The following is a 20,312-nucleotide window of genomic DNA, read 5'->3' as shown; positions in this document are numbered from 1 at the left end:
CTGAGTGACCGCGCTGTTCGCCGACAATCCGCTGTCTCGTCGGTCATAATCCCGAGAAAAGCACGCGTTAAGTGCGTTCGTCCCCTACAAAAGGTATGTCGGAGGCAACCGATTTAGAGACGCTGCGGCGTGGGACGTCGTTGGTCAAACGCGGTTTTGCACAGATGCAGAAAGGCGGCGTCATCATGGATGTCGTCAACCGCGAACAGGCCCGAATCGCCGAGGATGCCGGCGCGGTCGCGGTGATGCATCTCGAATCCGTTCCCGCAGATATCCGCAAACGCGGTGGTGTCGCTCGCATGGCCGACCCTGGCGCGCTCGAAGAAGTCGCCGAGGAGGTGTCGATCCCGGTAATGGGGAAAGCCCGGATCGGCCACACCGCCGAGGCCCAGATTCTCGAAGCCGCGGGCGCGGACATGATCGACGAAAGCGAGGTACTTACCCAAGCCGACGATCGCTACCACATCGACAAAACCGAGTTCACCGCACCGTTCGTCTGCGGTGCGCGAAATCTCCCGGAAGCCCTGCGGCGGATCGACGAGGGTGCGGCGATGATCCGCACGAAAGGCGAGGCCGGCACCGGCGATGTGAACCAGGCGGTCACCCACCAGCGTAACATCCAGCGAGCGATCGGCAAACTCACCGGGATGGCCTACGAGGAACGCGACGAGTGGGCCCGCGAACACGGCGCGCCACGAGAGCTCGTCCATGAGACCGCTGAGATGGGCCGGCTGCCGGTCGTCAACTTTGCTGCCGGCGGGATCGCCACGCCCGCTGACGCCGCGCTGATGATGCAGCTCGGCTGTGACGGCATCTTCGTCGGCTCGGGTATCTTCGGCGCGGAGAACCCTGAAGCGATGGGCACCTCGGTTGTCGCCGCGGTCAACAACTACGACGACCCTGAGGCCCTGAAAGAGATCGCCAAAGATCCCGGCAAGGGCATGCGCGGCCAGGCGAACGTCGATCTCGACGACGACGAGAAGCTGCAGGGCCGTGGCGTCTAACTCGGCACAACAGCAACGCTGTTAACGCGGCATTTCCGGCTGCGCTGTTCGCGCCGTTTTCTTCTTGCTTTTGTTTACTCGTCTCTCAGTGACACCGAGGGCACACGCTACAGAATCGTCGCGCCGTCGCTTACCTGCGTCTGATAGACGCGGGCGTCGACCTCGTGGTCATCGAAGGCGGTCAACATTGCACTCCCGACCGCCCGTTGATCGCCCGCACGACAGACCGCCAGCACCGACGGGCCGGCTCCGCTGACGGTTACGCCGGTCGCGCCGGCGTCGACGGCGGCCTCACGCACCGCGTCGTAGCCGGTGATCAACTCCGCGCGGGCGGGCGTCACCAGCGGATCATCCATCCCGCGACCGACGAGATCAGGATCGCCGCGACACATCCCGACAGCCAGCGTCGCCGCGTTGCCGACGGTCTCGACGACCTCAGCCATCTGTGCGGTTTCGGGGACGACCCGGCGGGCATCCCGCGTCGAGACGGCGATCTCCGGCAGACAGGCGACAAGCGAGATATCGGTGCTGACGGATTCGACCCCGTCGGCGGTGGCGATCGTAAACCCGCCGAGGATCGATGGGGCGACGTTGTCGGCGTGGGCCGTCCCGGAGACGACGGCCTCGCCCTCAGCGGCAATGGGGACGAGCTCTGATCGGCTGAGCCCGCGATCGTAGAGTTCGTTGAGCGCGACGGCCGCGCCGGCTGCCGACGCCGCCGAGGAGCCCAGCCCCGAGGCTGGTCGGACGCCTTTGTCGATCTCGATGTGGGCCGGTGCGTCTAAGGCGTCGACGACCGCGCCGACCGTGTTGGCGTCGGGATCAGTCGGGATATACTGGCTGCCGACCCCGGTGATGTCGATGGTCGTCTGCTCGGCGCGTTCGACGCGGATGATGTCGGCCGGCCGGTCGAAGGCGACGCCGAAGACATCGAAGCCGCTGCCGAGGTTCGCGCTCGTCGCCGGGGCCCGAACCGTAATCATGCGTTGGGGTTATCGCAGTCGCCCGAAAAAGGTAGCGAAGCCGGCCGCCGCCGGCCGGTGGCTGCCGTCGTGCTCATCGGCCCGCGATCGTCATCCACGGGCGGTGACGTAGACCATCGGGCCGATGACCAACAGCGTCAACCCCAAAAAGAGGTAGACGTTCGGCAGCAGCGACGCTGGCGTCAACACGAAGATCACGCCGAACAGCATCGTGTTGATGCCGATCACCTGTTGTGATTTCAGTGGGAGTGCACCGAGGGTCGTGAGGACGAACCCGAGCAGCAGGAACTGCCCGATGTTGTAGTCGACCAGGATCGCGTCGATGAATAACGGCAGCATGCCTAGTAGGAGGTGTCGTTGAAACGCGCATTAAAGTTCCGTTCTCTGTCGCCGCAACTGCCGGTGTCTCGCCTTCCCATCTGTATTGGGACTGTCATTACTCCGGGCCGGTGATATCCAGCGGCCGAATCCAGCCATACCAGACGACGACAACCATCCCGCCGTAGCCGGCGATGTAGACCAGTTCGCCCAGCGTCGTGAACCCGAGTTGGCCGAGGCTCCACCGGGCGACCCCGGAGCCGGCGACGCCGACGAGCAACACCGTCGCCAACAGCAGGGCATCCGTGCTGAGAAACTCCCGCAACGTCGTCTCTGCCATACCCCCTGTTGGGTCGCCAGCCTACTCAACCTCTCGGTTGTCGTCGACACCGCCTGCTGTCGGCAGTCGACTACGGTACCGGCGTCACCGACAGATCGCGGTCTTCCATCGCCTCGATGATCCCCGCGTGATCCGCGGTCGCCTCATAGTAGAAGACGAGATGAAACCGCCCGTCTCGCAGTAGCTGCTGGCACTCCCAGACGAATTCATCGTCCTCTGGGTTCGCCCGTGGAACTGGTTGGAGGCGAACTCGGGGTCGTCGTTGCCGGCGTAGATGTAGCTTTCACCCTTGTCTGTGTGGGCGGCGATCACATCGTTGAGGTCGACGGTGAGCTCCTGCATTTCGAGGGCTTCCTCACCCGAGAGATCGGTGTGGACAATGACACCCGCCAACTCGATGTCGCCGGGTTCGAGTAATGCCTTGGTTCGCTCGTAAAGATCTTGATCGAGCACGTCAGCCATGATGCCGACAACTCGATCAGCAAGCAGTAAACGACTGCCGATTTCCGGCTCGCGGTGGTCGATTCGACCCGGTCGTTTCGACGCCGCGCCTCAGTCGGCGGTGACAGCCGACTGCGTGTCGACCATCGAGAGCACGTCGTCGAAGAAGCCAAGCGAGTCATGCGGGCCAGGGTTGGCCTCGGGGTGGTACTGGCGGGTGATGATCCCACGTTCGTCGTCGGCCAGCCCCTCGGCGGTGTCGTCGTTAACGTTGCGCTGGGTGACCGCAAGATCGCCCGGGTCGGAGACGGTGTAGCCGTGGTTTTGGGTCGTCATGACGACCTGATCGGTCTCAAGGTCGCGGACAGGCTGGTTGACGCCGCGGTGGCCGAAGGCCATCTTCTCGGTGTCGCCGCCGAAGGCGCGGGCGACGATCTGCTGGCCGAGACAGATGCCGGCGATCGGAATTTCCCCGGCGAACGCCTCGACGAGCGACTGGGCGTTCTGGAAGTTTGCGGGATCGCCCGGCCCGTTGGAAATAAACAGCACGTCGGGATCGAGTTCGCGGATCTCATCGGCAGTGGTCTGACACGACAGCACGTGGACGTCCGCGCCGCGCTCCGTGAGCGAATCAATGATCGATCCCTTCGCGCCACAGTCGATGAGGGCCACGTCGGCCTCGCCGCCGCCGCGGTGGACGGTCGGCTCGGGCGTGGTCACCTGCTGGCCGATCTCAGTGTGGTCGCTCATCTCCTTGCACTGGTCGAGTTCGGCTTTGGCGTCTTCCGGGGTGACGTCCTCGCCGGCGGCGATCCCGCATTTCATCGCGCCGTCTTCGCGGATGGAGGTGACGAGATCACGCGTTTCGATGTGGTCGATCGCGGGGACGCCCTCGGACTCGAACCAGGTTGCCATCTCTTCGGTGAACTCGCGGGCGACGGCGGCACGCGGGTGGATGCGACTCGATTCGAAGCGGTCGGCTCGCACCCCGTAGTTGCCGATTAGCGGATACGAGAAGGTGAGTATCTGCTCCTCGTAGGAGGGATCGGTGAGGCTTTCCTCATAGCCTGTATAGGCGGTTGTGAATACGAGTTCGCCGCGGGTGGTGCCCGGCGCACGGCAGCGCGCTTCCAGCACGCGACCGTCGGCTAACGCGATGTAGGCGTCTGACATTACGAGATACGTATCGGTGATCGCTAATAAGTGCGTCGTTCGAAGATTCGTTACGAAATTCGTAATCGGTAAGGGCCTGCCGGCACATCTCACGGCATGGACGATCTCGACCGGCAGATCCTCTCGATCCTACGGCGGGACGCCCGGACACCCTACACCGAGATCGCCGACGAGATCGGCACCTCGGAGGGCACCGTGCGCAACCGCGTCGATCGGCTTACCAGCGAGGGGATCATCGAGCGGTTCACCGTTACCACGCGCACCGGGAATGTGAAGGCGATGATCGAAGTCTCCGTCGACATGAACGTCACCACCAGCGCGGTCTCCGAGCGGATGGCCGACTGGGAGGAGGTCGATTTCGTTTGGCAGGTCTCCGGCGAGGACGACATCGTTCTCGTCGTCGACTGCGTCGATACCCAAGCCGTCAACGATCTGATCAGCCAAGCCCGCGAGTTAGACGAGGTCAAGGGAACGAAAACGCGGCTGATTCTCGATGAACGGCTCGGGTAGACCGTCACAAACACTTTGTCAGATTCCGAACTCGTTGTGATATGGCCGACGACGATGACACCGACAGCGACTCGCGGTCGTGGTACGAGTGGGCGGCTGATATCGTGCTTGAACTGTTGAGTCTCATCTGATTGCTACCACGGAACCCTGCTGCGACCCGTATCGAACCCTTATTGACCCCGCTGTGTACATACCAACCTATGAGTGCTGACGACGCGGGCGACGACCGCCACGCAAACGCTGGCCAGGACGTGATCGCCGTCGACGCCGACGACACCGAACAGGAGTTGGTCAACCGCCTCGATGCCCACACCGGCGATGGGATCCGCCATCGGGCGTTTACCTGTCTCGTTTTCGACGGCGAGGGACGACTCCTGCTCGCCCAGCGCAGCCCGGAAAAACGCCTCTGGGATACCCACTGGGACGGCACCGTCGCCTCCCATCCTGTCGAGGGCCAAAGCCAGGTCGATGCGACGATCCAGCGACTCGAAGAGGAGCTTGGCGTCACTCCCGACCAGTACGACGAGGTCGAGCTTACCGACCGATTTGAGTACAAACGCTACTATGAGAACGCCGGCGTCGAGTGGGAGGTCTGTGCTGTCCTGCAGGTGACGCTCGAAGACACGACGCTCGATCCCGACGAGGAGGAGATCGGCGGTCTGTTATGGGTCGACTACGACCACCTCCACGAACACCCAGAGTGGTACCGCCAACTGCGGCTCTGTCCGTGGTTCGAGATCGCCATGCGCCGGGACTTCGACGCCGAGTAACGTTCTTGAGGCCCGGCTACGTGTGATCGGTATGGATCGCCGCGGTCGATCGCTGCTTGTCGTCGCCTTTGTCCTTTTTGCCATCAGCACTGTCGTGCCAGCAGCGGCGGCGACAGCGGCACCCGCGACAGCAGCGTCGACAGCAACGCCCGCGACATCAGTCGGGGCGCCACCGTCGCCACCGATATCCCCGACCAGTCACTCACCGTCCGCAAACACAAGCCTCGGCTGTGTCGATGGGATCTGCCATGACGATCCGATCAACGTCACGCAGGTCGACGGGCTGGACGCCGCTGAACGCGATCGCCTGCTGGCTCGCTCGATGGCTCGCGTCGAGTACCTCCGCGGCGAACCGTTCACCGAATCGGTGCCGATCCGGGTTGTCGACAGCGAGACGTTCGGCCGCGATGAGTTGGCACCCAACGGCTCTGATCCACGATACACCCGCTGGAACGATCAGGTCTGGAAGGCGCTGTTTGTCGTCGGCGACAACACCAGCACACAGACAGCGATCACCGAGACGCTAACGGGCTCGGTCAACGGGCTCTACAGCCCGACACGCGACGAGATCGTCATCGTCGCCGACGACCCCGATGCCCCGCGGGTCAGCGAGGCAACGCTGATCCACGAGCTGACCCACGCCCTACAGGATCAACGCCACGACCTTACCAGCCCCCGGTTCAGGGGCGAAACACAGGACGCCGATCTGGCGGTGACCGGCCTCTATGAGGGCGAAGCCGGCTACATCGAAGCCCGCTACAGACACCGCTGTGACGACGACAGCTGGCGGTGTCAACGAGCGTCCCCGACCAGCGGCGAGGGCGGAGCGACCAACCGCGGCATCCTGACGGTCGTCCTCCAGCCGTACGCCGACGGCCCGGGGTATGTCCACGAGATCGTCACCACAGAGGGGTGGGCGGGTGTCGACGAGCGGATGGTCGATCCCCCGACGACGACCAGTGAGATCATCCACCGCGAACCGGTCACCGTCTCCCCCATCGAGCCGTCGACCACGGCGACCGCCGGCTGGCACCGCTACAGTGAGCCGGGCCGCAACGGCACTGAGGTCGCCGGCGAGGCGTCGATCTTCGTCATGTTCTGGTATCAGGCGACAACCGTCGGGGCCGACACCGTTGATCCGGGGACGCTGTATGAATCCGAGGGCGACTACGACAGCCGAACCTACAGTGCGCCCCCTCCGACGGCTGGGCTGGCGACGCGCTCGTCCCCTACCGCCGCGGCGACGATGACGGCTACGTCTGGACAACCGAATGGCAGACGACCGATGACGCCGCCGAGTTCCATCGCGCGTATACAGCTATTCTCACGGCGCGCAACGCTACCGAAATCGATCCCGGGATCTACGAACTTGACGATGATGCCTTCGCCGGAGCCTACGGGATCGAACGTGACGGCACCCGGGTGCGGATCGTCCACGCGCCGACGACCGACGGACTGCGAGAGCTCGCCCCCGGGCTCACACCGTCGGCGACGAGCGATCAGATTCCCGGGTTTGGTGTCGCTGGTGCGCTTCTCGCGTTGCTCGCTGCCGGATGGGCCCTCGCGTGGTCGGCCACCCGACCGCGAGACTGACGACAGCGACCCGCGGGCCACCGGGCTTTTTGTGACCGCCGCCGAAGCCGGGCTATGCGCGACCTCGATTTCGATATCATCTCACCTGCGGCCATCCACAGCGGCCGGGCGACCGACGCCTACTTCGAGCGCACCGACGCCGCGCTTGCCCATGCAGACCGCAACCCCACAGTTGTCGCTGAGGTGACCGCCGACCAGTTCCCTACCGGCGAGTTCGAACTGCTCGCCGGTGTGAAAGATGCGGCCGCACTGCTGGCCGACCACGCGGTCGATGTCGACGCGATCCCGCCGGGCCACTGTTTCGACGGCGGGCCGGTCATGCGAATCGAGGGGTCGTATCTCGACTTTGCCCGGCTGGAAACCGCGCTGCTCGGCTTTCTGTCGCACGCGTCGGGAATCGCTACCGCCGCCCGACGCGTTCGGGAGGCGGCTCCTGACTCGCCGGTGTTGTCGTTCGGGGCACGGCACGTCCACCCCTCGATCGCGGCGGTCGTCGAGCGATCCGCGCTGCTGGCTGGGCTTGATGGATTCTCGCATGTTGCTGCCGGCGACCAGATCGACCGCGAGGCCAGCGGGACGATGCCGCATGCCCTCCTGCTGTGTTTCGGTCGCGGCGAGCAGGAAGCCGCGTGGCAGGCCTTTGACGCCGCCGCCGGCGACGATGTCCAGCGGATCGCCCTCTGTGACACGTTCAGCGACGAGGTCGACGAGTCGCTCCGGGCGGCTGACGCCCTCGGCGATGCTCTTGACGGCGTCCGGCTCGACACCACCGGCTCGCGGCGCGGTGACTTCCGGCATATCATCCGCGAAGTCCGGTGGGAACTCGACGCCGCCGGCCACGAGGACGTTGATATTTTCCTCAGCGGCGGGCTCGGCGTCGACGACCTTCGGGCGTTGCGCGACGTTGCCGATGGCTTCGGGGTTGGGAGCACGATCTCAAACGCCGATCCCGTCGATTTTGCCCTCGATATCGTCGAGGTCGACGGCGAGGCGATCTCGAAACGCGGCAAGCTCTCCGGGGTAAAATCGGTCTACCGGACGGCCGACGGCGGCCACCACGTCGGCCACCGCGCGGGCGACGCACCGGCCGACGGCGAGCCGCTGTTGGAGCCGCTCATCCGCGATGGCGACGTTGTCGACGATTTCGACCTCTCGCTGTCGGGAGCCACCGAGCGGGCCGCCCGCGACGCGTCGCTGGTCGGATTTGGTCGGACAGACCGGGTGTAGCACGCTCGCCTCGCGCAGTTAGAGTGCTTCGACGCTGCCGCCGTCAGGTCGCTCGCGGAAGACTTGGCCTTCGAAAAGGGTGATCATTGTTTCGTCGTCCTGCCAGGCAACCGGGGAGACATTCGCCTTCTTACAGACCAAGGAGAGATACTTTTCCTTGCTCCAGTTTTGCTCGACGGGGAGTGTTGGATACAGCCAGGCGTGGTCGTTGCCGGTGTCGAGGGCGACACCGTGGGTGCCGAGTTCGATATCTTCGATGGGATCGTTTGTCAGCAGCGTGTTGCTGACGACACAGACCGAAATCGAGAGATCCGAGAGCTCCTTTGCGCCGATCTCCGAGCCTGCCGAATCAGACGAGGCGGCCTGAATCGCCGCGTCGACGATCGCGTGGCCGAGCTGATCGTCGGTGCGATAGGCCCCGGCACAGCCGCGGAGTTGCCCCCGTCCGCGTGTTGATTGGATGCGGACGAAGGCCCCGGTTCGGGCGTAGAAGGCATCTCGCATACTCCCTGGGTGTTCGCGTTGGCCATGAAGGACGTACGATTCGACTGCTTCCCGCGCAAGCTCGACCGCTCGTGCACCGTCATCATAACTCAGCTGAACGGTCTGTGCCTCGGACATAGACGTATCCATGGGGGCTGCCGACTTCAATTCTTCCCATTCGTTGTGCAGGAATCGCGGGCGACGACCAACTGCCCCACCGAACCGTTTATCTGACCGCTGAGCCCATATCAATCGGGTAGAGAGAGCCCGATCCCCGTGGGCGTGGTGCCAGCGGGCACCCCCATGAGGAAAGTCCCCCCACCGTTCGGACAGGTGACCGGGCGCAAGCCCGGAGTCGGAGACGGCTGGCGCTGAAACAGCAACGAGACCCCCTGCCCCGACCGATGAGGTGCGCGAACTGATCCGTAAGGAAAGGGAGTTAATCCACTGAGGAATGCGGGTTTCGCCGCGAGAAGGGCAGGAATGGATGGAACGGTGAATCCTCACCGGTGCAAGGTCGCGTCAGGCGGTCGGTCGGCCACGCGGTGTGGTCGCCGGCCGCCGAGGTAGTCCGAACACGACGCGACTGCTCAGCCGAATGTCGGGTCGAAACAGAAGGGGGCTTACTCCTCTCAACCCGGATCAATTTGTGAGCGACAGGTGAACTCTTTTCGCCGCCGCGTTGGAACAGCCAGTTGATGCGCGCGTTCCGCCTTGCCTACGACGGCCGGCCGTTCTACGGCTTCCAGCGGCAGCCATCGGTGCCAACCGTCGAGGGCGCGCTGTTCGACGCGCTCCGCGAGCTATCGATCCTGCCGCCGGAAGCCGACAAACCAACGGGCTACGCTGCGGCGGGCCGCACTGACGCTGGCGTGTCGGCGGTCGCTCAGACGGTCGCCTTCGAGTGCCCCGAGTGGCTCTCGCCGCGCGCGCTCAACAGTGAGTTACCGGCGACGATTCGGGCGTGGGCCAGTGCCGATGTTGACGCCGACTTCCATGCGACTCACGACACGGCGCGACGCGAGTACATCTATCAGCTCTACGCGCCGCCGAACGGAACCGCCCACCGACCGCTCGATGGCCGCCCCACCATCGACGACAACCGGGCTGCCGACGCGGTCGATGCGCTTAGCGGCCACCACGATTTTCACAATCTGACGCCCGACGACACCGGCACCGAACGTGATATCACCGCCAGCATCGACCGCGACGGCGACGTGCTGGTGCTCACCGTCGCCGCCGGTGGTTTTCCGCGCCATTTCGTCCGCCGGTTTGTCGCGGTCGTCCAGGCTGTCGGCACCGGTAACAAGCCCTTATCGTGGATCGAGTCGCTGCTCGGCGACGACGCGGTCGATCCCCGGCCCCAGACAGCGTCGCCCGAACCGCTGGTGTTGTCGGTGGTCGCGTATCCCGGCGTCGACTTCGAGTGCGACTCCCGAGCCGCGGCCAGCGGCGTCGACGCCTTCGGCGAGCGCGCACGCGATGCGTTCGTCGGCCATCGCGTTAGTACGACGTTGGCCGATCACCTCGACGATGCGGAGGACAACCTTTAGTCGCGCTGTCGGCCATCTTCCTGTATGAGTACGGTTCCCGAACGGGCCGAAATCGACGAGCAACACAAGTGGGCACTCGGATCGATATTCGAATCTGACGAGGCGTGGGCCGAGCACTTCGAGACGATCTCCGGGCGAATCGAGGAGTTCGCGGCCTACGAGGGCCGGGTCACCGAAAGTCCCGAGACGCTGCTGGAACTGCTCGAACTCCGCGAAGAGATCATGCGCGAGGTCGCTCAGCTGTCTGTCTACGCAAACCTTCGATCCAGCGAGGACACGCGGAATCAAGAGTATCAGGCCCTCTCGGGGAAAGCTGAAGCGCTCTCTTCGGAGGCTTCCAGTGCGACCTCCTACATCGAGCCCGAGCTACAGGAGTTGACCGAGGACGACATCGAGCAATTCATCGATGAGGAGCCGGCCCTCGCCGAGTACGAACACTTTTTCGACGACGTGCTCCGGGGCAAGCCACACACCCGCTCGACGGAAGTCGAGGAGCTGCTGGCGGAGCTGGGCGAGGTCACGTCGTCGCCGAGTGAGATCTACTCGATGTTGTCGAACGCCGACATGGAGTTCCCGACCGTCGAAGACCCTGACGGCGAGGACATCGAGATCAGCCAGGCCAACTTCACGACGCTGCAAAAACACGAGAACCGCGCGTTTCGCCAGCGCGTCCATGAGGCCTACTACGACGAGTGGGAGACCGTCCGCAACACCGTCGGCACGTCGCTGAAAAAGCAGGTACGGAAGGACGTGAAAGTCGCTCACGCCCGGAACTACGAGACAGCCCGCGAGGCTGCTCTCGATGGCCCAAATGTCCCCGTCGAAGTCTATGATACGCTCGTCGAGACCGTGCATGACAACCTCGATTCCCTCCATCGCCATGCCGAGATCAAACGCGATGCCCTCGGCGTCGACGACCTGCAGATGTGGGATCTCTACACATCGATCACCGGCGAAGAGGGGCCGGATGTCGAATACGAGCAGGCAAAGGAGTGGATCATCGAGGCGGTCGCACCGCTGGGCGAGGCCTACCGCGATCGACTCGCCGAGGGGCTGGACAGCCGCTGGGTCGACGTGTACGAAAACCGCGGGAAGCGATCCGGTGCGTTCTCCTCGGGCACCTACGACACTCAGCCGTTCATCCTGATGAACTACCAGGACGACATCTCCTCGATGTTCACGCTGCCCACGAGTTGGGCCACTCGATGCACTCGGAGTTGGCACAGGAGGCCCAGCCGTGGCACGACGCAAGCTATGAGATCTTCGTCGCTGAGGTCGCCTCGACGGTCAACGAGACACTGCTCACCCAGCACCTGCTTGAGACTGTCGACGATGACGAACTCCGGCTGCACGTCCTCGATGAATATCTCGAACGGTTCCGGTCGACGCTCTACCGGCAGACGATGTTTGCCGAGTTCGAACAGCAGATCCACGAACGCGCCGAGAACGACGAGCCGCTGACGCCGGATGTCTTCGACGAACTCTACGGTGGGCTCAAGAGCGACTACTACGAGCCAGCCGTCATCGACGACCGGATTCACCGCGAGTGGCAGCGGATCCCGCACTTCTACTACAACTTCTATGTCTACCAGTATGCGACCGGCATCTCCGCGGCGGTCGCCATCGTTGATGGGGTTCTCGGCGATTCAGCTACCGACGCAGTCGACGAGTCGGCTGCTGCCGACTACCGAGAGATGCTGGCCGCCGGCGGCAGCGTCTACCCGATCGAGGCCCTCGAACTCGCCGGCATCGACATGACCAGTGCCGACCCCATCGAATCGGCCCTCGGCGTCTACGATACGTATCTCGATCGGATCGACGAGCTGCGCTGAGCCGTTCGATCGGTGTCGTTGACAAGAACCGTGGTACCACGGCACATTCCCCGCGACCCAAAGGCACATTTACCGGCAGACCGAATCACATAACGAATGTCACGTAGCCCGTCGATTCCCGACCGCCCACGGCTGGATCTGGATCCTGAGATGTCGCCCGCCGAGCGGCTGTCGGCACTCAAGAAACACTTTAAGCGGCTTATGGCTGTCAACGAGGAGCTCGAAACCCGGCTCTCGGAAGCCACCGAACAGCGAACCGACCTCCACCAGGAGGTCAGCCGGCTCAAAGATCGCAATGAGGCGTTGAAGACGGCCGCCCTCTATATCGCCAGCGTCGAGGAGTTGACCGACGACGGCAACGTCGTCATCAAACAGCACGGCAACAACCAGGAGGTACTCACCGAGGTGACGCCGGAGCTGGAAGACGAACTCGAATCCGGCGACCGCGTCGCAATCAACGAATCCTTCGGCATCCAGCAGGTGCTTGACGACGAGACAGATGCCCGAGCACAGGCGATGGAAGTCACCGAATCCCCCAACGTAACCTACGACGACATCGGCGGGATCGACGACCAGGTGACTGAGGTGCGGGAGGCCGTCGAAGACGCCATCGAAAACCCAGAGCAGTTCGACGCCGTCGGCATCGACCCACCGTCGGGTGTGCTGATGCACGGCCCACCAGGCACCGGCAAGACGATGCTCGCCAAGGCTGTCGCCAACGAGAGCGACGCCACGTTCATCAAGATGACGGGCTCCGAACTCGTCCAAAAATTCATCGGCGAGGGCGCACGGCTTGTCCGCGATCTGTTCTCGCTGGCGGCCGAACGCGAGCCTGCCGTCGTCTTCATCGACGAGATCGACGCCGTTGCCTCCCGGCGAACCGACTCAAAAACCTCCGGCGACGCCGAGGTACAGCGAACGATGATGCAACTGCTCTCGGAGATGGACGGGTTCGACGAGCGCGGCGAGATTCAGCTGATGGCCGCCACGAACCGCTTCGATATGCTGGATGAGGCCATCTTGCGCCCGGGCCGCTTCGACCGCCTCATCGAGGTGCCGAAGCCGAACGCCGAGGGCCGCGAGCGCATCCTTGAGATCCACAGCCAGCAGATCAACGTTGACAGCGATGTCGACTTTGCCGACCTCGCAGCCGAGCTTGATGGCTACAGCGGCGCGGACATCGAGAGTCTCATCACCGAGGCCGGGATGTTCGCCATCCGCGACGACCGGACGACCGTCTCCCGGGAAGATATCGACGACGCCCGCGAAAAGCTCGACGACAACGAGACCGACAACGGCGTCGTGCGCTACCGTCACTAATTCCGCTATCGACGACTGACGGCGGTATCCACCAACAGCGGCTACGTGACCCCGTTTCATTTCTCGTGGTGATCCGTAACCGATTACCCGCCGGGCCGCCGCGGTATGGTAATGACGACGATCCACGTCGCCGGCGGGATCGGCCGCGCCCCCACGGCGATGGCTGCCTACGATGCCGCACTCGCCGACGCGAACCTCCACAACTACAATCTGGTGGCCGTTTCCTCGGTGATCCCGGCCGACGCGACGATCGAGGTTGTCGACCGCGCGCCGGATCTTGGGGCAGCCGGCAACCAGTTGACCGTCGTTGAGGGGCGGTCTGTCGTCGGCCCCGACGAGGCGGCCGAGACGGCGACGACCGCAATCGCGTGGGCGACTGGGCCGGGCCCCGGACTGTTCTATGAAGCCTCCGGCACCGATCCTGACGTTGTCGAGGCTGCCGCCCGCCGCGGACTCGATGCCGGCTGTGAGCTCCGCGAGTGGGAATTCACCGATCGCGACACGCTTGTGTCCACGGTCGACGCTGACGGTGGCGGCCACACCGCGGCGGTCGTGCTCGCAGCCTACGGCGACAGCGAGCCGATCTGCTGACGCCGCCGATCCAACGCCGCCCGGAGGATCGCCGTCGCCGACGCCTTTTTATCACGGCCGCACCTATCTTCCTTGACTCTCAAATGAACGGAAACTATCCGGGGGCAGGTGCCGGGATGGGCATCGACGACCAGCCAACCGCCGATGTCGAACTCTCCGGCGGCCAGAAGCGCGCGCTCCGACACGCTGTCGCAGCCATCGTTTCTGAGACGGAGTCGTATCTCCCGGAGGGCTACCATGTCGGCTCGGAACTCCAAGACGGCGGCCCGACCGCCACCGTCGCGGTCGACCCGCCGGCCGGCCACCCCGTGACCGCGGGCTACACGCCCGACGTTGATGAGCTGGAAGCCGGTCTCGACGACGAGACCCAACGCGAGGTCGCCCAAGGGCTGGCTGCCAGTGCTGTCCTCCAAGTAATGGACGCCGTCGGCGACGGCATCACGCCGACCGCCCGATAGCTACGCGGGTTTCTGACGGTCGCAGTCGTCGGTTTGCGGTACGTATTTGTCGTTGACGCCACCAGCGTCGCGTATGCTGCCGGAGCCCGGGAGCTACTGGCTCGTTCGCTTCGTCTTCCAGCGCGGCCTCGCGGTCATCTACCTGCTGGCGTTTCTCGTCGCCGCAACCCAGTTCCGCCCGCTGGCCGGTGAGGACGGGTTGCTCCCGATCGAAGAGTACGTCGAGGGCACCACCTTCTGGGAGCGACCCAGTCTGTTCTACGTCGTCCCGAGCGACCGCGCTATCGGGCTCGCGGCGTGGGCTGGTGTCGCCCTCTCGACTATCGCGCTGCTGGCTGGCCCCTATTGGCTCCCGGCACCCTACGCGGTTCCGGCGTCGATGCTGCTGTGGCTGGTGTTGTGGGGACTCTACCAGTCGTTCGTCAACGCGGGCCGCGTCTTCTACGGCTACGGCTGGGAGTCGATGCTGTTGGAAACCGGCTTTCTCGCTGTCTTCCTCGGGGCGGGACCGAGTCAGCCACCGGTCGTCGTGATCTGGCTGTTGAAGTGGCTGGTGTTCCGAAATATGTTCGGCGCGGGGCTGATCAAGATCCGCGGCGACGACTGCTGGCGCGACCTGACGTGTCTCGATTACCACTACGAAACCCAGCCCATCCCGAACCCGCTGAGTTGGTTTGCCCATCGGTTGCCGGATCGGTTCCATCGGCTCGAAACACTGGGCAACCACGTCGTCGAACTCGCGGTGCCCTTTCTTTATTTCGCCCCGCAGCCGTTCGCTGCGGCCGCCGGCGTGGCGACCATCGGCTTTCAGGGCTGGCTCATGCTCACGGGCAATTTCGCGTTCCTGAACGCGCTGACTATCGTCCAGTCGGTCGCGCTGTTCAGCGACGGCGTTCTGACGACTGTGTTGCCGATCACCGTCCCCGCAACGACGGCAACGCCAGCCTGGCTCTCAGCGGCGTCGATCCTTCTTGCAATCGTCGTCGTCGCGCTCAGCATCCAGCCGACCGCGAACATGCTTTCGCGGTCGCAGGTGATGAACACCGCCTTCGACCCGCTCAAACTCGTCAACACCTACGGTGCGTTCGGCTCGGTGACGACCGACCGCTTCCAACTGGTCGTCGAGGGGACGACGGCGCCCAATCCCACCGAGGACGACTGGCAGGCCTATGAGTTCAAGGGCCAGCCTGTCCGCACCGACGAGCGACCGCCGCAGTGGGCGCCCTACCACCTGCGACTGGACTGGCAACTTTGGTTCGCCGCGATGCGACCGCAACCCGGCCCGCGACAGCGGTGGTTCACAGCCTTCCTCGCGGCCCTCTTCGAGAACGACGCGGCGACGCTGTCGCTGCTCGAATCAAATCCGTTCCCCGACACGCCGCCGGAACAACTCCGTGTGCGTCGCTATCGCTACCGCTTTACGACCCGCGAGGAGCGCGCCGACACCGGCGACTGGTGGCGACGTGAACGGGTCGGCACGTACGTGATGCCGATCTCGGAAGCTGACTTGCGCGAGGGTGGAATCGGGTGTCGCCGCCGGGCGTTCTGAGCCGGTGCCACGTGACTGGGTAAAACGATAACATTCTCGTCGTCGCCGCGGCAACGACGACCCAAGCGATGGAACGGTTCGTCCAGTTCATCGTCGCCGGCGGTCTCGCCCTCCTCGCTGGCCTCTGGGGGAGTCAGATCGCCGATCCCTCCTCGCAGGCGTGGCTCGGGAGCGTTGCTGTCGCCGTCGGTGGCGTTCTCGCGCTCGCAGTCGGAATCAACAGCCAACTCGAATATTGAGCGTCGTCGCCGTCGCTCAGGCCAACTCTCGTAGCTCCGCGAGGGCCTCCTCGAGATCGCGGGTCGAGGTCGCCAGCGAGAAGCCGTCGATCTCGGCGAGGGCGGGAGCGTGTTCCCAGAGGTCGTCGGCCTCGATCCCATGGAGGACGACCGCGTTCGGGGTCGGCGTGACGACGCGCATGGCGACCAGCGGCCCCTCGCCGCGGCTCACGTTGGTGAAAACGAGGCCGCGGTCGGTGCTCTGGCCATAGAGCCGATAAAATTCCTCGTTGCTCAGGCGGGTGATCGTCTGGATGCTGTTGATGACGGTGTGGCCATTGACGTAATCCCACTTGCCCTCGCTGACCTCGGTGGCGTCGAGGGCGTCGTAGAAGTCATCAAGCGGGAGGGCGGCCGGATACTCCCGGAGGTCGTGGACGATGTCGCTCTCGAAGCCGGCCGACAGCACGCGGCCGTACTGCCGGATGTGGCTACCGCCGCGGGTCTCGTCGACATCGAGCAGGGCGGTGACCAGCCGGCGGACGATGCCGATGCCGGGGCTCTCCCGCCGACCGCTCTCGTAATCTGAGATCACTGACGACGACACGTCAAGTTGGGCGGCCAACTCCGTCTGGGAGATGTTGAAATCGGTACGCCATTTTTTCAGCGTGGCTCCGGGATCATCACTCAGTGTGACCTCACCGGCGATCCGGTGGGCGAGATCCTCACGAACGGTCGTCGTCATCGCCGACACACCGCCAGTTGTCCCATATCACCGCTACCGACGGTTTGGGAAAAATCTGTCGAACCACAGATTAGACAACTGTCGTACGTCTTTCGCTGGCTGCTGGTGTTGTCGTATCGCCCGGCCGGTCAGGGCTGTTCCTTGCGACCGGTGACCGACTCGGGGTCAAGTCGGTAGAGTTCAAACTCCATCGCTGTCGCTGGCGTCTCGTGAATCGTCACGTAGGGGATGTTCATCCGGCGGATGCTTTGGGCGGCCCCGCCCTCGATCGCGGGTTCGGAAATCTCGGTGAGCTGCCCACGGGCGATGACGCTCCGCCAGGTGCCGGTGTCGTCGGTGATGACCAACGACGCCGTGACGCCGTCGTCGACAAACCGGCGTTTCTCGCTGTCGGGGGCAAACCCACATCGGATGTAGAACGCCTCGGCGTCGTCATCGTAGCCGTAGGAGATCGGGATGGCGTATGGTTCGTCCTCGTCGGCGAAGGCGATCACGCCGGTGCCGCCGGTACCGAGCAGGGCACCGATCTCGTTGTCGTCCATCGCGTGTGATTGATGATCTGTCATACCACACACTTTCAGGACAGTCTGCATGAATCTACCGGCGGAACTATTGCTTTCGACTGCCGGGTCACCCGCGGTCGCAACCACTAAGCAAGCGACGAGCCACATCCGGATAATGGCTGATTGGACCGAACGCTACCGTCCGACGACCCTCTCGGAGGTTCGCGGCAACGACAAAGCCCGCGATGCGTTCCACGAGTGGGCCGAAACGTGGGACGACCACGGACAGGCGGTGATCCTCTATGGCTCGCCGGGGGTCGGCAAGACCTCCGCGGCCCACGCGCTGGCCAACGATATGGGCTGGGAGACGGTCGAACTCAACGCCTCCGACCAGCGGACGGCCGACGTGATCGAGCGGTTTGCCGGGCGGGCGGCGAACAACGCCACCTTGGCTGGCAGTGCGGGCGGTGGCGGCGCGCGCGGCGGCGACACCGAAAGCCGCCAACTCGTCATCCTTGATGAGGCCGACAACATCCACGGCACCTACGACCGCGGCGGCGCGTCGGCGATCACGAAGCTGGTCAAAGACGCCAGCCAACCGATCGTGTTGATCGCCAACGAGTTCTACGAGATGTCCCGCGGCCTCAGAAACGCCTGTGAGGACATCGAGTTCCGCGATGTGTCGAGTCGATCGATCGTTCCTGTCCTCCGGGATATCTGTCGCCGCGAGGACATCGAGTACGAACAGGACGCCCTTGACGTGATCGCCGACACCAACGACGGCGACCTCCGGGGGCGATCAAAGACCTCCAGGCCGCCGCGGAAGGCCGCGATGCGATCACGGCTGAGGATGTCGTCACCAGCGGCCGGGATCGGGCGATGGATCTCTTTCCGTTTCTCGATGCCGTTCTCAAGGAAGAATCTGCTGAGGAGGCCCTGCAGTCGGCCTACCGGGTCGATGAGACACCCGATGATCTGACGAAGTGGCTCGAAAACAACCTGCTGGCGGTCTATGAGCCCAAAGAGGCCGCTCGTGCCTACGACGTCTTAGCCAACGCCGACCGTTGGCTGGGTCGCGTGCGCGCCACCCAAAACTACAGCTACTGGCGGTACGCGACCGACAACGCGGCCGCTGGGGTCGCCGCCGCTCGCGACGGCACCAACGGCGGCTGGACGCGCTACAACCGCCCGCAGTTTTGGCCCGGCTCCAACGAGACCGCCGACGAAGTTTGCCAGCGGATCGCCGAGCGGAGCGGGCTCAGCATCGACACCGCCCGCCGAGCGGTGTTGCCCTTCCTGTCGGCGATGACACACCACTGCAACCCCCGAGAGTTGACCGTGGCGATGACGGCGGCCTACGACCTCGACGAAGCGGCGGTTTCCTTCATTACCGGCAGCGGCGAGTCAACGAACAAGGTTGAGTCGATCGTCGCCGACGCCGAGGAACTGCGCGCGGAGGCGATCGAAGCCCACTCCGGCGGCGCGTTTGCCGGGAGCGTCCGTGGCGGCGACAGCGACGACGATGGGATGGACAGCGATCCTGACTCCCCCGAACAGGGTGACGACAGCGAGGCGAGTCGCTCCGATAGCGACGCCGACACTGGTGGCGACGACGCAGCCGAGACTGCTGATGACGATGAGAATCAGGCCGGGCTCAACGACTTCATGTAGCTGTTGGCGAGCGGATTATACTCGCGTCACGAACCGGTTTCAGTGTCGACGATCCGTCCTACTCTGAGTGCTCGGTTCCGAACGGTGTCGACGGCGACTGTGCCCTCCCGAACAGCCGCCAGAGTCCGGCGGCGACGAGCCCCACCGCAGCCAGATACAGCCCGAAATTGAGCAGTTGGACAGTTGGCGTGTAGACGATGAGATCCCGGCCGATCAACATGGTGCCGATGAGGATCCCGAGGGCGAGGCCGGCCAACTGCCGGCCGAGACGGTCAACGTCGGTCAGCCAGTGAACCGTCGCCAACAGCCCGACGACCGCGACCAGCGATACGGCGTAATACCACGCCTGGGCCCCTGTCGAATACTGCAACAGCGGGACGCCACGGCTAAACAGCCCACTGACCAGCAGGGCAACGAGGGTGACACCGAGGGCGCGTCGACTCCGTGTGCGTGGCGGGCGACTGTGGTGCTCGCGGTAGGCGTAGATCGTCGTCAGCGACAACAGCGTGAAGATCGACAGCGCGGCCACGAGGTGCGCCGCATGCGTCGGAACCGCATACCCCCACGGCACGAGCCCGTTGATCGTCACGGTGATCGCGCCGATCGAGATCTGCAGCGGGAGCAGGACAACCGCCCCGACAGCGGCGCGTGTCGTCCGCCGATCACCGCGTCGCCACGCCCAGCCGGCCGTCCCGAGAATGAAGAAGCCGGTGATCATCGCAACGAACCGGTGGAACCACTCGATAAAATCCGGGTTGATCGTCAGCGTCGGGATCAACTGGTCGGAACACAGCGGCCACTGGGCCTGACAGGCCAGCCCGGAGCCGGTCGCTGAGGTGTAGACGCCGAGGGTAATCAGCGACACCGTCAGGGCTGTCGTGACCGCCGCAAACCGTCGAAACGTGAACCAGTTTGGGCGTTCAAGCATTGGCCGCAAGTCGGGTCGCTGGCTATTTAGACCTGTTCACACGCGCGTTCACTGCATTCGGATGGCGGTGCTCCGGCTTCAAGTAGCTGCAATCCAAGAGCG

19 protein-coding genes, 1 other RNA gene and 4 pseudogenes are annotated in these 20,312 nt (G+C 64.2%); 15 read left to right on the top strand and 9 right to left on the bottom strand.

What is annotated here, in order from left to right; all coding sequences use genetic code 11:
- The first annotated feature begins 95 nt into the window (after positions 1-95).
- Positions 96-1,004, top strand: a complete 909-nt coding sequence (pdxS, locus tag ACFQJB_RS09945; RefSeq protein WP_379726771.1) for a pyridoxal 5'-phosphate synthase lyase subunit PdxS — start codon at positions 96-98, stop codon at positions 1,002-1,004.
- 107 nt (positions 1,005-1,111) lie between these two features.
- On the opposite strand, the gene ACFQJB_RS09940 is transcribed toward pdxS, so the two are convergent.
- The 5 genes and pseudogenes from ACFQJB_RS09940 to carA form a co-directional block, all read right to left on the bottom strand.
- On the bottom strand, positions 1,112-1,987 hold the full coding sequence (locus ACFQJB_RS09940; RefSeq protein WP_379726768.1) for a homoserine kinase: 876 nt from the start codon (positions 1,985-1,987) through the stop codon (positions 1,112-1,114).
- 90 nt (positions 1,988-2,077) lie between these two features.
- Positions 2,078-2,326, bottom strand: a complete 249-nt coding sequence (locus ACFQJB_RS09935; RefSeq protein WP_120084019.1) for a hypothetical protein — start codon at positions 2,324-2,326, stop codon at positions 2,078-2,080.
- Positions 2,327-2,423: 97 nt separating this feature from the next.
- The gene (locus ACFQJB_RS09930; RefSeq protein ID WP_120103440.1) at positions 2,424-2,645 is read right to left on the bottom strand and encodes a hypothetical protein; all 222 of its coding nucleotides are present in this window, start codon (positions 2,643-2,645) and stop codon (positions 2,424-2,426) included.
- 70 nt (positions 2,646-2,715) lie between these two features.
- Positions 2,716-3,107 (bottom strand): annotated as a pseudogene (locus ACFQJB_RS09925) (DUF5778 family protein).
- A gap of 90 nt (positions 3,108-3,197) precedes the next feature.
- Positions 3,198-4,259, bottom strand: coding sequence for a glutamine-hydrolyzing carbamoyl-phosphate synthase small subunit (carA, locus tag ACFQJB_RS09920; RefSeq protein WP_379726764.1), 1,062 nt, complete (start codon positions 4,257-4,259; stop codon positions 3,198-3,200).
- A 96-nt stretch (positions 4,260-4,355) separates the two neighbouring features.
- Between carA and ACFQJB_RS09915 the strand changes: the two genes are divergently transcribed.
- From ACFQJB_RS09915 to ACFQJB_RS09895, 5 genes and pseudogenes are all read left to right on the top strand, one after another.
- Positions 4,356-4,769, top strand: coding sequence for an Lrp/AsnC family transcriptional regulator (locus tag ACFQJB_RS09915; protein WP_120103437.1), 414 nt, complete (start codon positions 4,356-4,358; stop codon positions 4,767-4,769).
- 200 nt (positions 4,770-4,969) lie between these two features.
- A complete protein-coding gene (locus ACFQJB_RS09910) occupies positions 4,970-5,539 on the top strand; it encodes an NUDIX hydrolase (protein WP_379726760.1) in 570 nt (189 codons plus the stop codon).
- Between the two features lie 31 nt (positions 5,540-5,570).
- A pseudogene (locus ACFQJB_RS09905) lies at positions 5,571-6,737 on the top strand (Hvo_1808 family surface protein); the annotation flags it as partial.
- A gap of 224 nt (positions 6,738-6,961) precedes the next feature.
- Entirely contained in the window at positions 6,962-7,132 is a 171-nt protein-coding gene (locus ACFQJB_RS09900; protein ID WP_379728020.1) for a PGF-CTERM sorting domain-containing protein, read from the top strand.
- A gap of 54 nt (positions 7,133-7,186) precedes the next feature.
- Entirely contained in the window at positions 7,187-8,359 is a 1,173-nt protein-coding gene (locus ACFQJB_RS09895) for a nicotinate phosphoribosyltransferase (protein WP_379726757.1), read from the top strand.
- Positions 8,360-8,377: 18 nt separating this feature from the next.
- On the opposite strand, the gene ACFQJB_RS09890 is transcribed toward ACFQJB_RS09895, so the two are convergent.
- Entirely contained in the window at positions 8,378-8,980 is a 603-nt protein-coding gene (locus ACFQJB_RS09890) for a TIGR00296 family protein (RefSeq protein ID WP_379726754.1), read from the bottom strand.
- Positions 8,981-9,097: 117 nt separating this feature from the next.
- Here ACFQJB_RS09890 and rnpB point away from each other — a divergent pair.
- From rnpB to ACFQJB_RS09850, 8 genes and pseudogenes are all read left to right on the top strand, one after another.
- An RNA gene (gene rnpB, locus ACFQJB_RS09885) (RNase P RNA component) lies at positions 9,098-9,480 on the top strand.
- Between the two features lie 60 nt (positions 9,481-9,540).
- Positions 9,541-10,395: a tRNA pseudouridine(38-40) synthase TruA gene (gene truA / locus ACFQJB_RS09880; RefSeq protein ID WP_379726751.1), complete on the top strand. Its 855-nt coding sequence runs from the start codon at positions 9,541-9,543 to the stop codon at positions 10,393-10,395.
- A gap of 24 nt (positions 10,396-10,419) precedes the next feature.
- A pseudogene (pepF, locus tag ACFQJB_RS09875) lies at positions 10,420-12,227 on the top strand (oligoendopeptidase F).
- Between the two features lie 96 nt (positions 12,228-12,323).
- Complete coding sequence (pan2, locus tag ACFQJB_RS09870) at positions 12,324-13,547, top strand: proteasome-activating nucleotidase Pan2 (RefSeq protein WP_379726748.1); 1,224 nt, start codon at positions 12,324-12,326, stop codon at positions 13,545-13,547.
- 111 nt (positions 13,548-13,658) lie between these two features.
- The gene (locus ACFQJB_RS09865) at positions 13,659-14,138 is read left to right on the top strand and encodes a pyruvoyl-dependent arginine decarboxylase (protein WP_379726745.1); all 480 of its coding nucleotides are present in this window, start codon (positions 13,659-13,661) and stop codon (positions 14,136-14,138) included.
- An 83-nt stretch (positions 14,139-14,221) separates the two neighbouring features.
- Entirely contained in the window at positions 14,222-14,596 is a 375-nt protein-coding gene (locus ACFQJB_RS09860) for a DUF5811 family protein (protein ID WP_120103428.1), read from the top strand.
- A 73-nt stretch (positions 14,597-14,669) separates the two neighbouring features.
- Positions 14,670-16,145 carry a lipase maturation factor family protein gene (locus tag ACFQJB_RS09855; protein ID WP_379726741.1) on the top strand — a complete coding sequence of 492 codons (1,476 nt, stop codon included), beginning with the start codon at positions 14,670-14,672 and terminating at the stop codon, positions 16,143-16,145.
- A 68-nt stretch (positions 16,146-16,213) separates the two neighbouring features.
- The gene (locus tag ACFQJB_RS09850) at positions 16,214-16,384 is read left to right on the top strand and encodes a hypothetical protein (protein ID WP_379726738.1); all 171 of its coding nucleotides are present in this window, start codon (positions 16,214-16,216) and stop codon (positions 16,382-16,384) included.
- A gap of 16 nt (positions 16,385-16,400) precedes the next feature.
- Here ACFQJB_RS09850 and ACFQJB_RS09845 read toward each other — a convergent pair whose 3' ends face one another.
- Together ACFQJB_RS09845 and ACFQJB_RS09840 are read right to left on the bottom strand one after the other, a co-directional pair.
- On the bottom strand, positions 16,401-17,108 hold the full coding sequence (locus ACFQJB_RS09845) for a helix-turn-helix domain-containing protein (RefSeq protein ID WP_379726735.1): 708 nt from the start codon (positions 17,106-17,108) through the stop codon (positions 16,401-16,403).
- A gap of 128 nt (positions 17,109-17,236) precedes the next feature.
- Positions 17,237-17,674, bottom strand: coding sequence for a pyridoxamine 5'-phosphate oxidase family protein (locus ACFQJB_RS09840; protein WP_120103425.1), 438 nt, complete (start codon positions 17,672-17,674; stop codon positions 17,237-17,239).
- 112 nt (positions 17,675-17,786) lie between these two features.
- On the opposite strand from ACFQJB_RS09840, the pseudogene ACFQJB_RS09835 reads away from it, so the two are divergent.
- Positions 17,787-19,282, top strand: a pseudogene (locus ACFQJB_RS09835) (replication factor C large subunit).
- A 58-nt stretch (positions 19,283-19,340) separates the two neighbouring features.
- Here the strand turns inward: ACFQJB_RS09835 and ACFQJB_RS09830 are convergent.
- Complete coding sequence (locus tag ACFQJB_RS09830) at positions 19,341-20,210, bottom strand: COX15/CtaA family protein (RefSeq protein ID WP_379726732.1); 870 nt, start codon at positions 20,208-20,210, stop codon at positions 19,341-19,343.
- Positions 20,211-20,312 lie beyond the last annotated feature (102 nt).

This window comes from Halonotius sp. GCM10025705 (genome assembly GCF_042662885.1).
GTDB lineage: Archaea > Halobacteriota > Halobacteria > Halobacteriales > Haloferacaceae > Halonotius > Halonotius aquaticus.
Note: the sequence above shows the minus strand (reverse complement) of the source record. Positions and strands in the feature narration are given on the sequence as shown.

Coding starts and splice junctions, on each gene's coding strand:
- pdxS (WP_379726771.1), top strand. CDS start 96: ATGTCGGAGGCAACCGATTTAGAGACGCTGCGGCGTGGGACGTCGTTG.
- ACFQJB_RS09940 (WP_379726768.1), bottom strand. CDS start 1,987: ATGATTACGGTTCGGGCCCCGGCGACGAGCGCGAACCTCGGCAGCGGC.
- ACFQJB_RS09935 (WP_120084019.1), bottom strand. CDS start 2,326: ATGCTGCCGTTATTCATCGACGCGATCCTGGTCGACTACAACATCGGG.
- ACFQJB_RS09930 (WP_120103440.1), bottom strand. CDS start 2,645: ATGGCAGAGACGACGTTGCGGGAGTTTCTCAGCACGGATGCCCTGCTG.
- carA (WP_379726764.1), bottom strand. CDS start 4,259: ATGTCAGACGCCTACATCGCGTTAGCCGACGGTCGCGTGCTGGAAGCG.
- ACFQJB_RS09915 (WP_120103437.1), top strand. CDS start 4,356: ATGGACGATCTCGACCGGCAGATCCTCTCGATCCTACGGCGGGACGCC.
- ACFQJB_RS09910 (WP_379726760.1), top strand. CDS start 4,970: ATGAGTGCTGACGACGCGGGCGACGACCGCCACGCAAACGCTGGCCAG.
- ACFQJB_RS09895 (WP_379726757.1), top strand. CDS start 7,187: ATGCGCGACCTCGATTTCGATATCATCTCACCTGCGGCCATCCACAGC.
- ACFQJB_RS09890 (WP_379726754.1), bottom strand. CDS start 8,980: ATGTCCGAGGCACAGACCGTTCAGCTGAGTTATGATGACGGTGCACGA.
- truA (WP_379726751.1), top strand. CDS start 9,541: ATGCGCGCGTTCCGCCTTGCCTACGACGGCCGGCCGTTCTACGGCTTC.
- pan2 (WP_379726748.1), top strand. CDS start 12,324: ATGTCACGTAGCCCGTCGATTCCCGACCGCCCACGGCTGGATCTGGAT.
- ACFQJB_RS09865 (WP_379726745.1), top strand. CDS start 13,659: ATGACGACGATCCACGTCGCCGGCGGGATCGGCCGCGCCCCCACGGCG.
- ACFQJB_RS09860 (WP_120103428.1), top strand. CDS start 14,222: ATGAACGGAAACTATCCGGGGGCAGGTGCCGGGATGGGCATCGACGAC.
- ACFQJB_RS09855 (WP_379726741.1), top strand. CDS start 14,670: ATGCTGCCGGAGCCCGGGAGCTACTGGCTCGTTCGCTTCGTCTTCCAG.
- ACFQJB_RS09850 (WP_379726738.1), top strand. CDS start 16,214: ATGGAACGGTTCGTCCAGTTCATCGTCGCCGGCGGTCTCGCCCTCCTC.
- ACFQJB_RS09845 (WP_379726735.1), bottom strand. CDS start 17,108: ATGACGACGACCGTTCGTGAGGATCTCGCCCACCGGATCGCCGGTGAG.
- ACFQJB_RS09840 (WP_120103425.1), bottom strand. CDS start 17,674: ATGACAGATCATCAATCACACGCGATGGACGACAACGAGATCGGTGCC.
- ACFQJB_RS09830 (WP_379726732.1), bottom strand. CDS start 20,210: ATGCTTGAACGCCCAAACTGGTTCACGTTTCGACGGTTTGCGGCGGTC.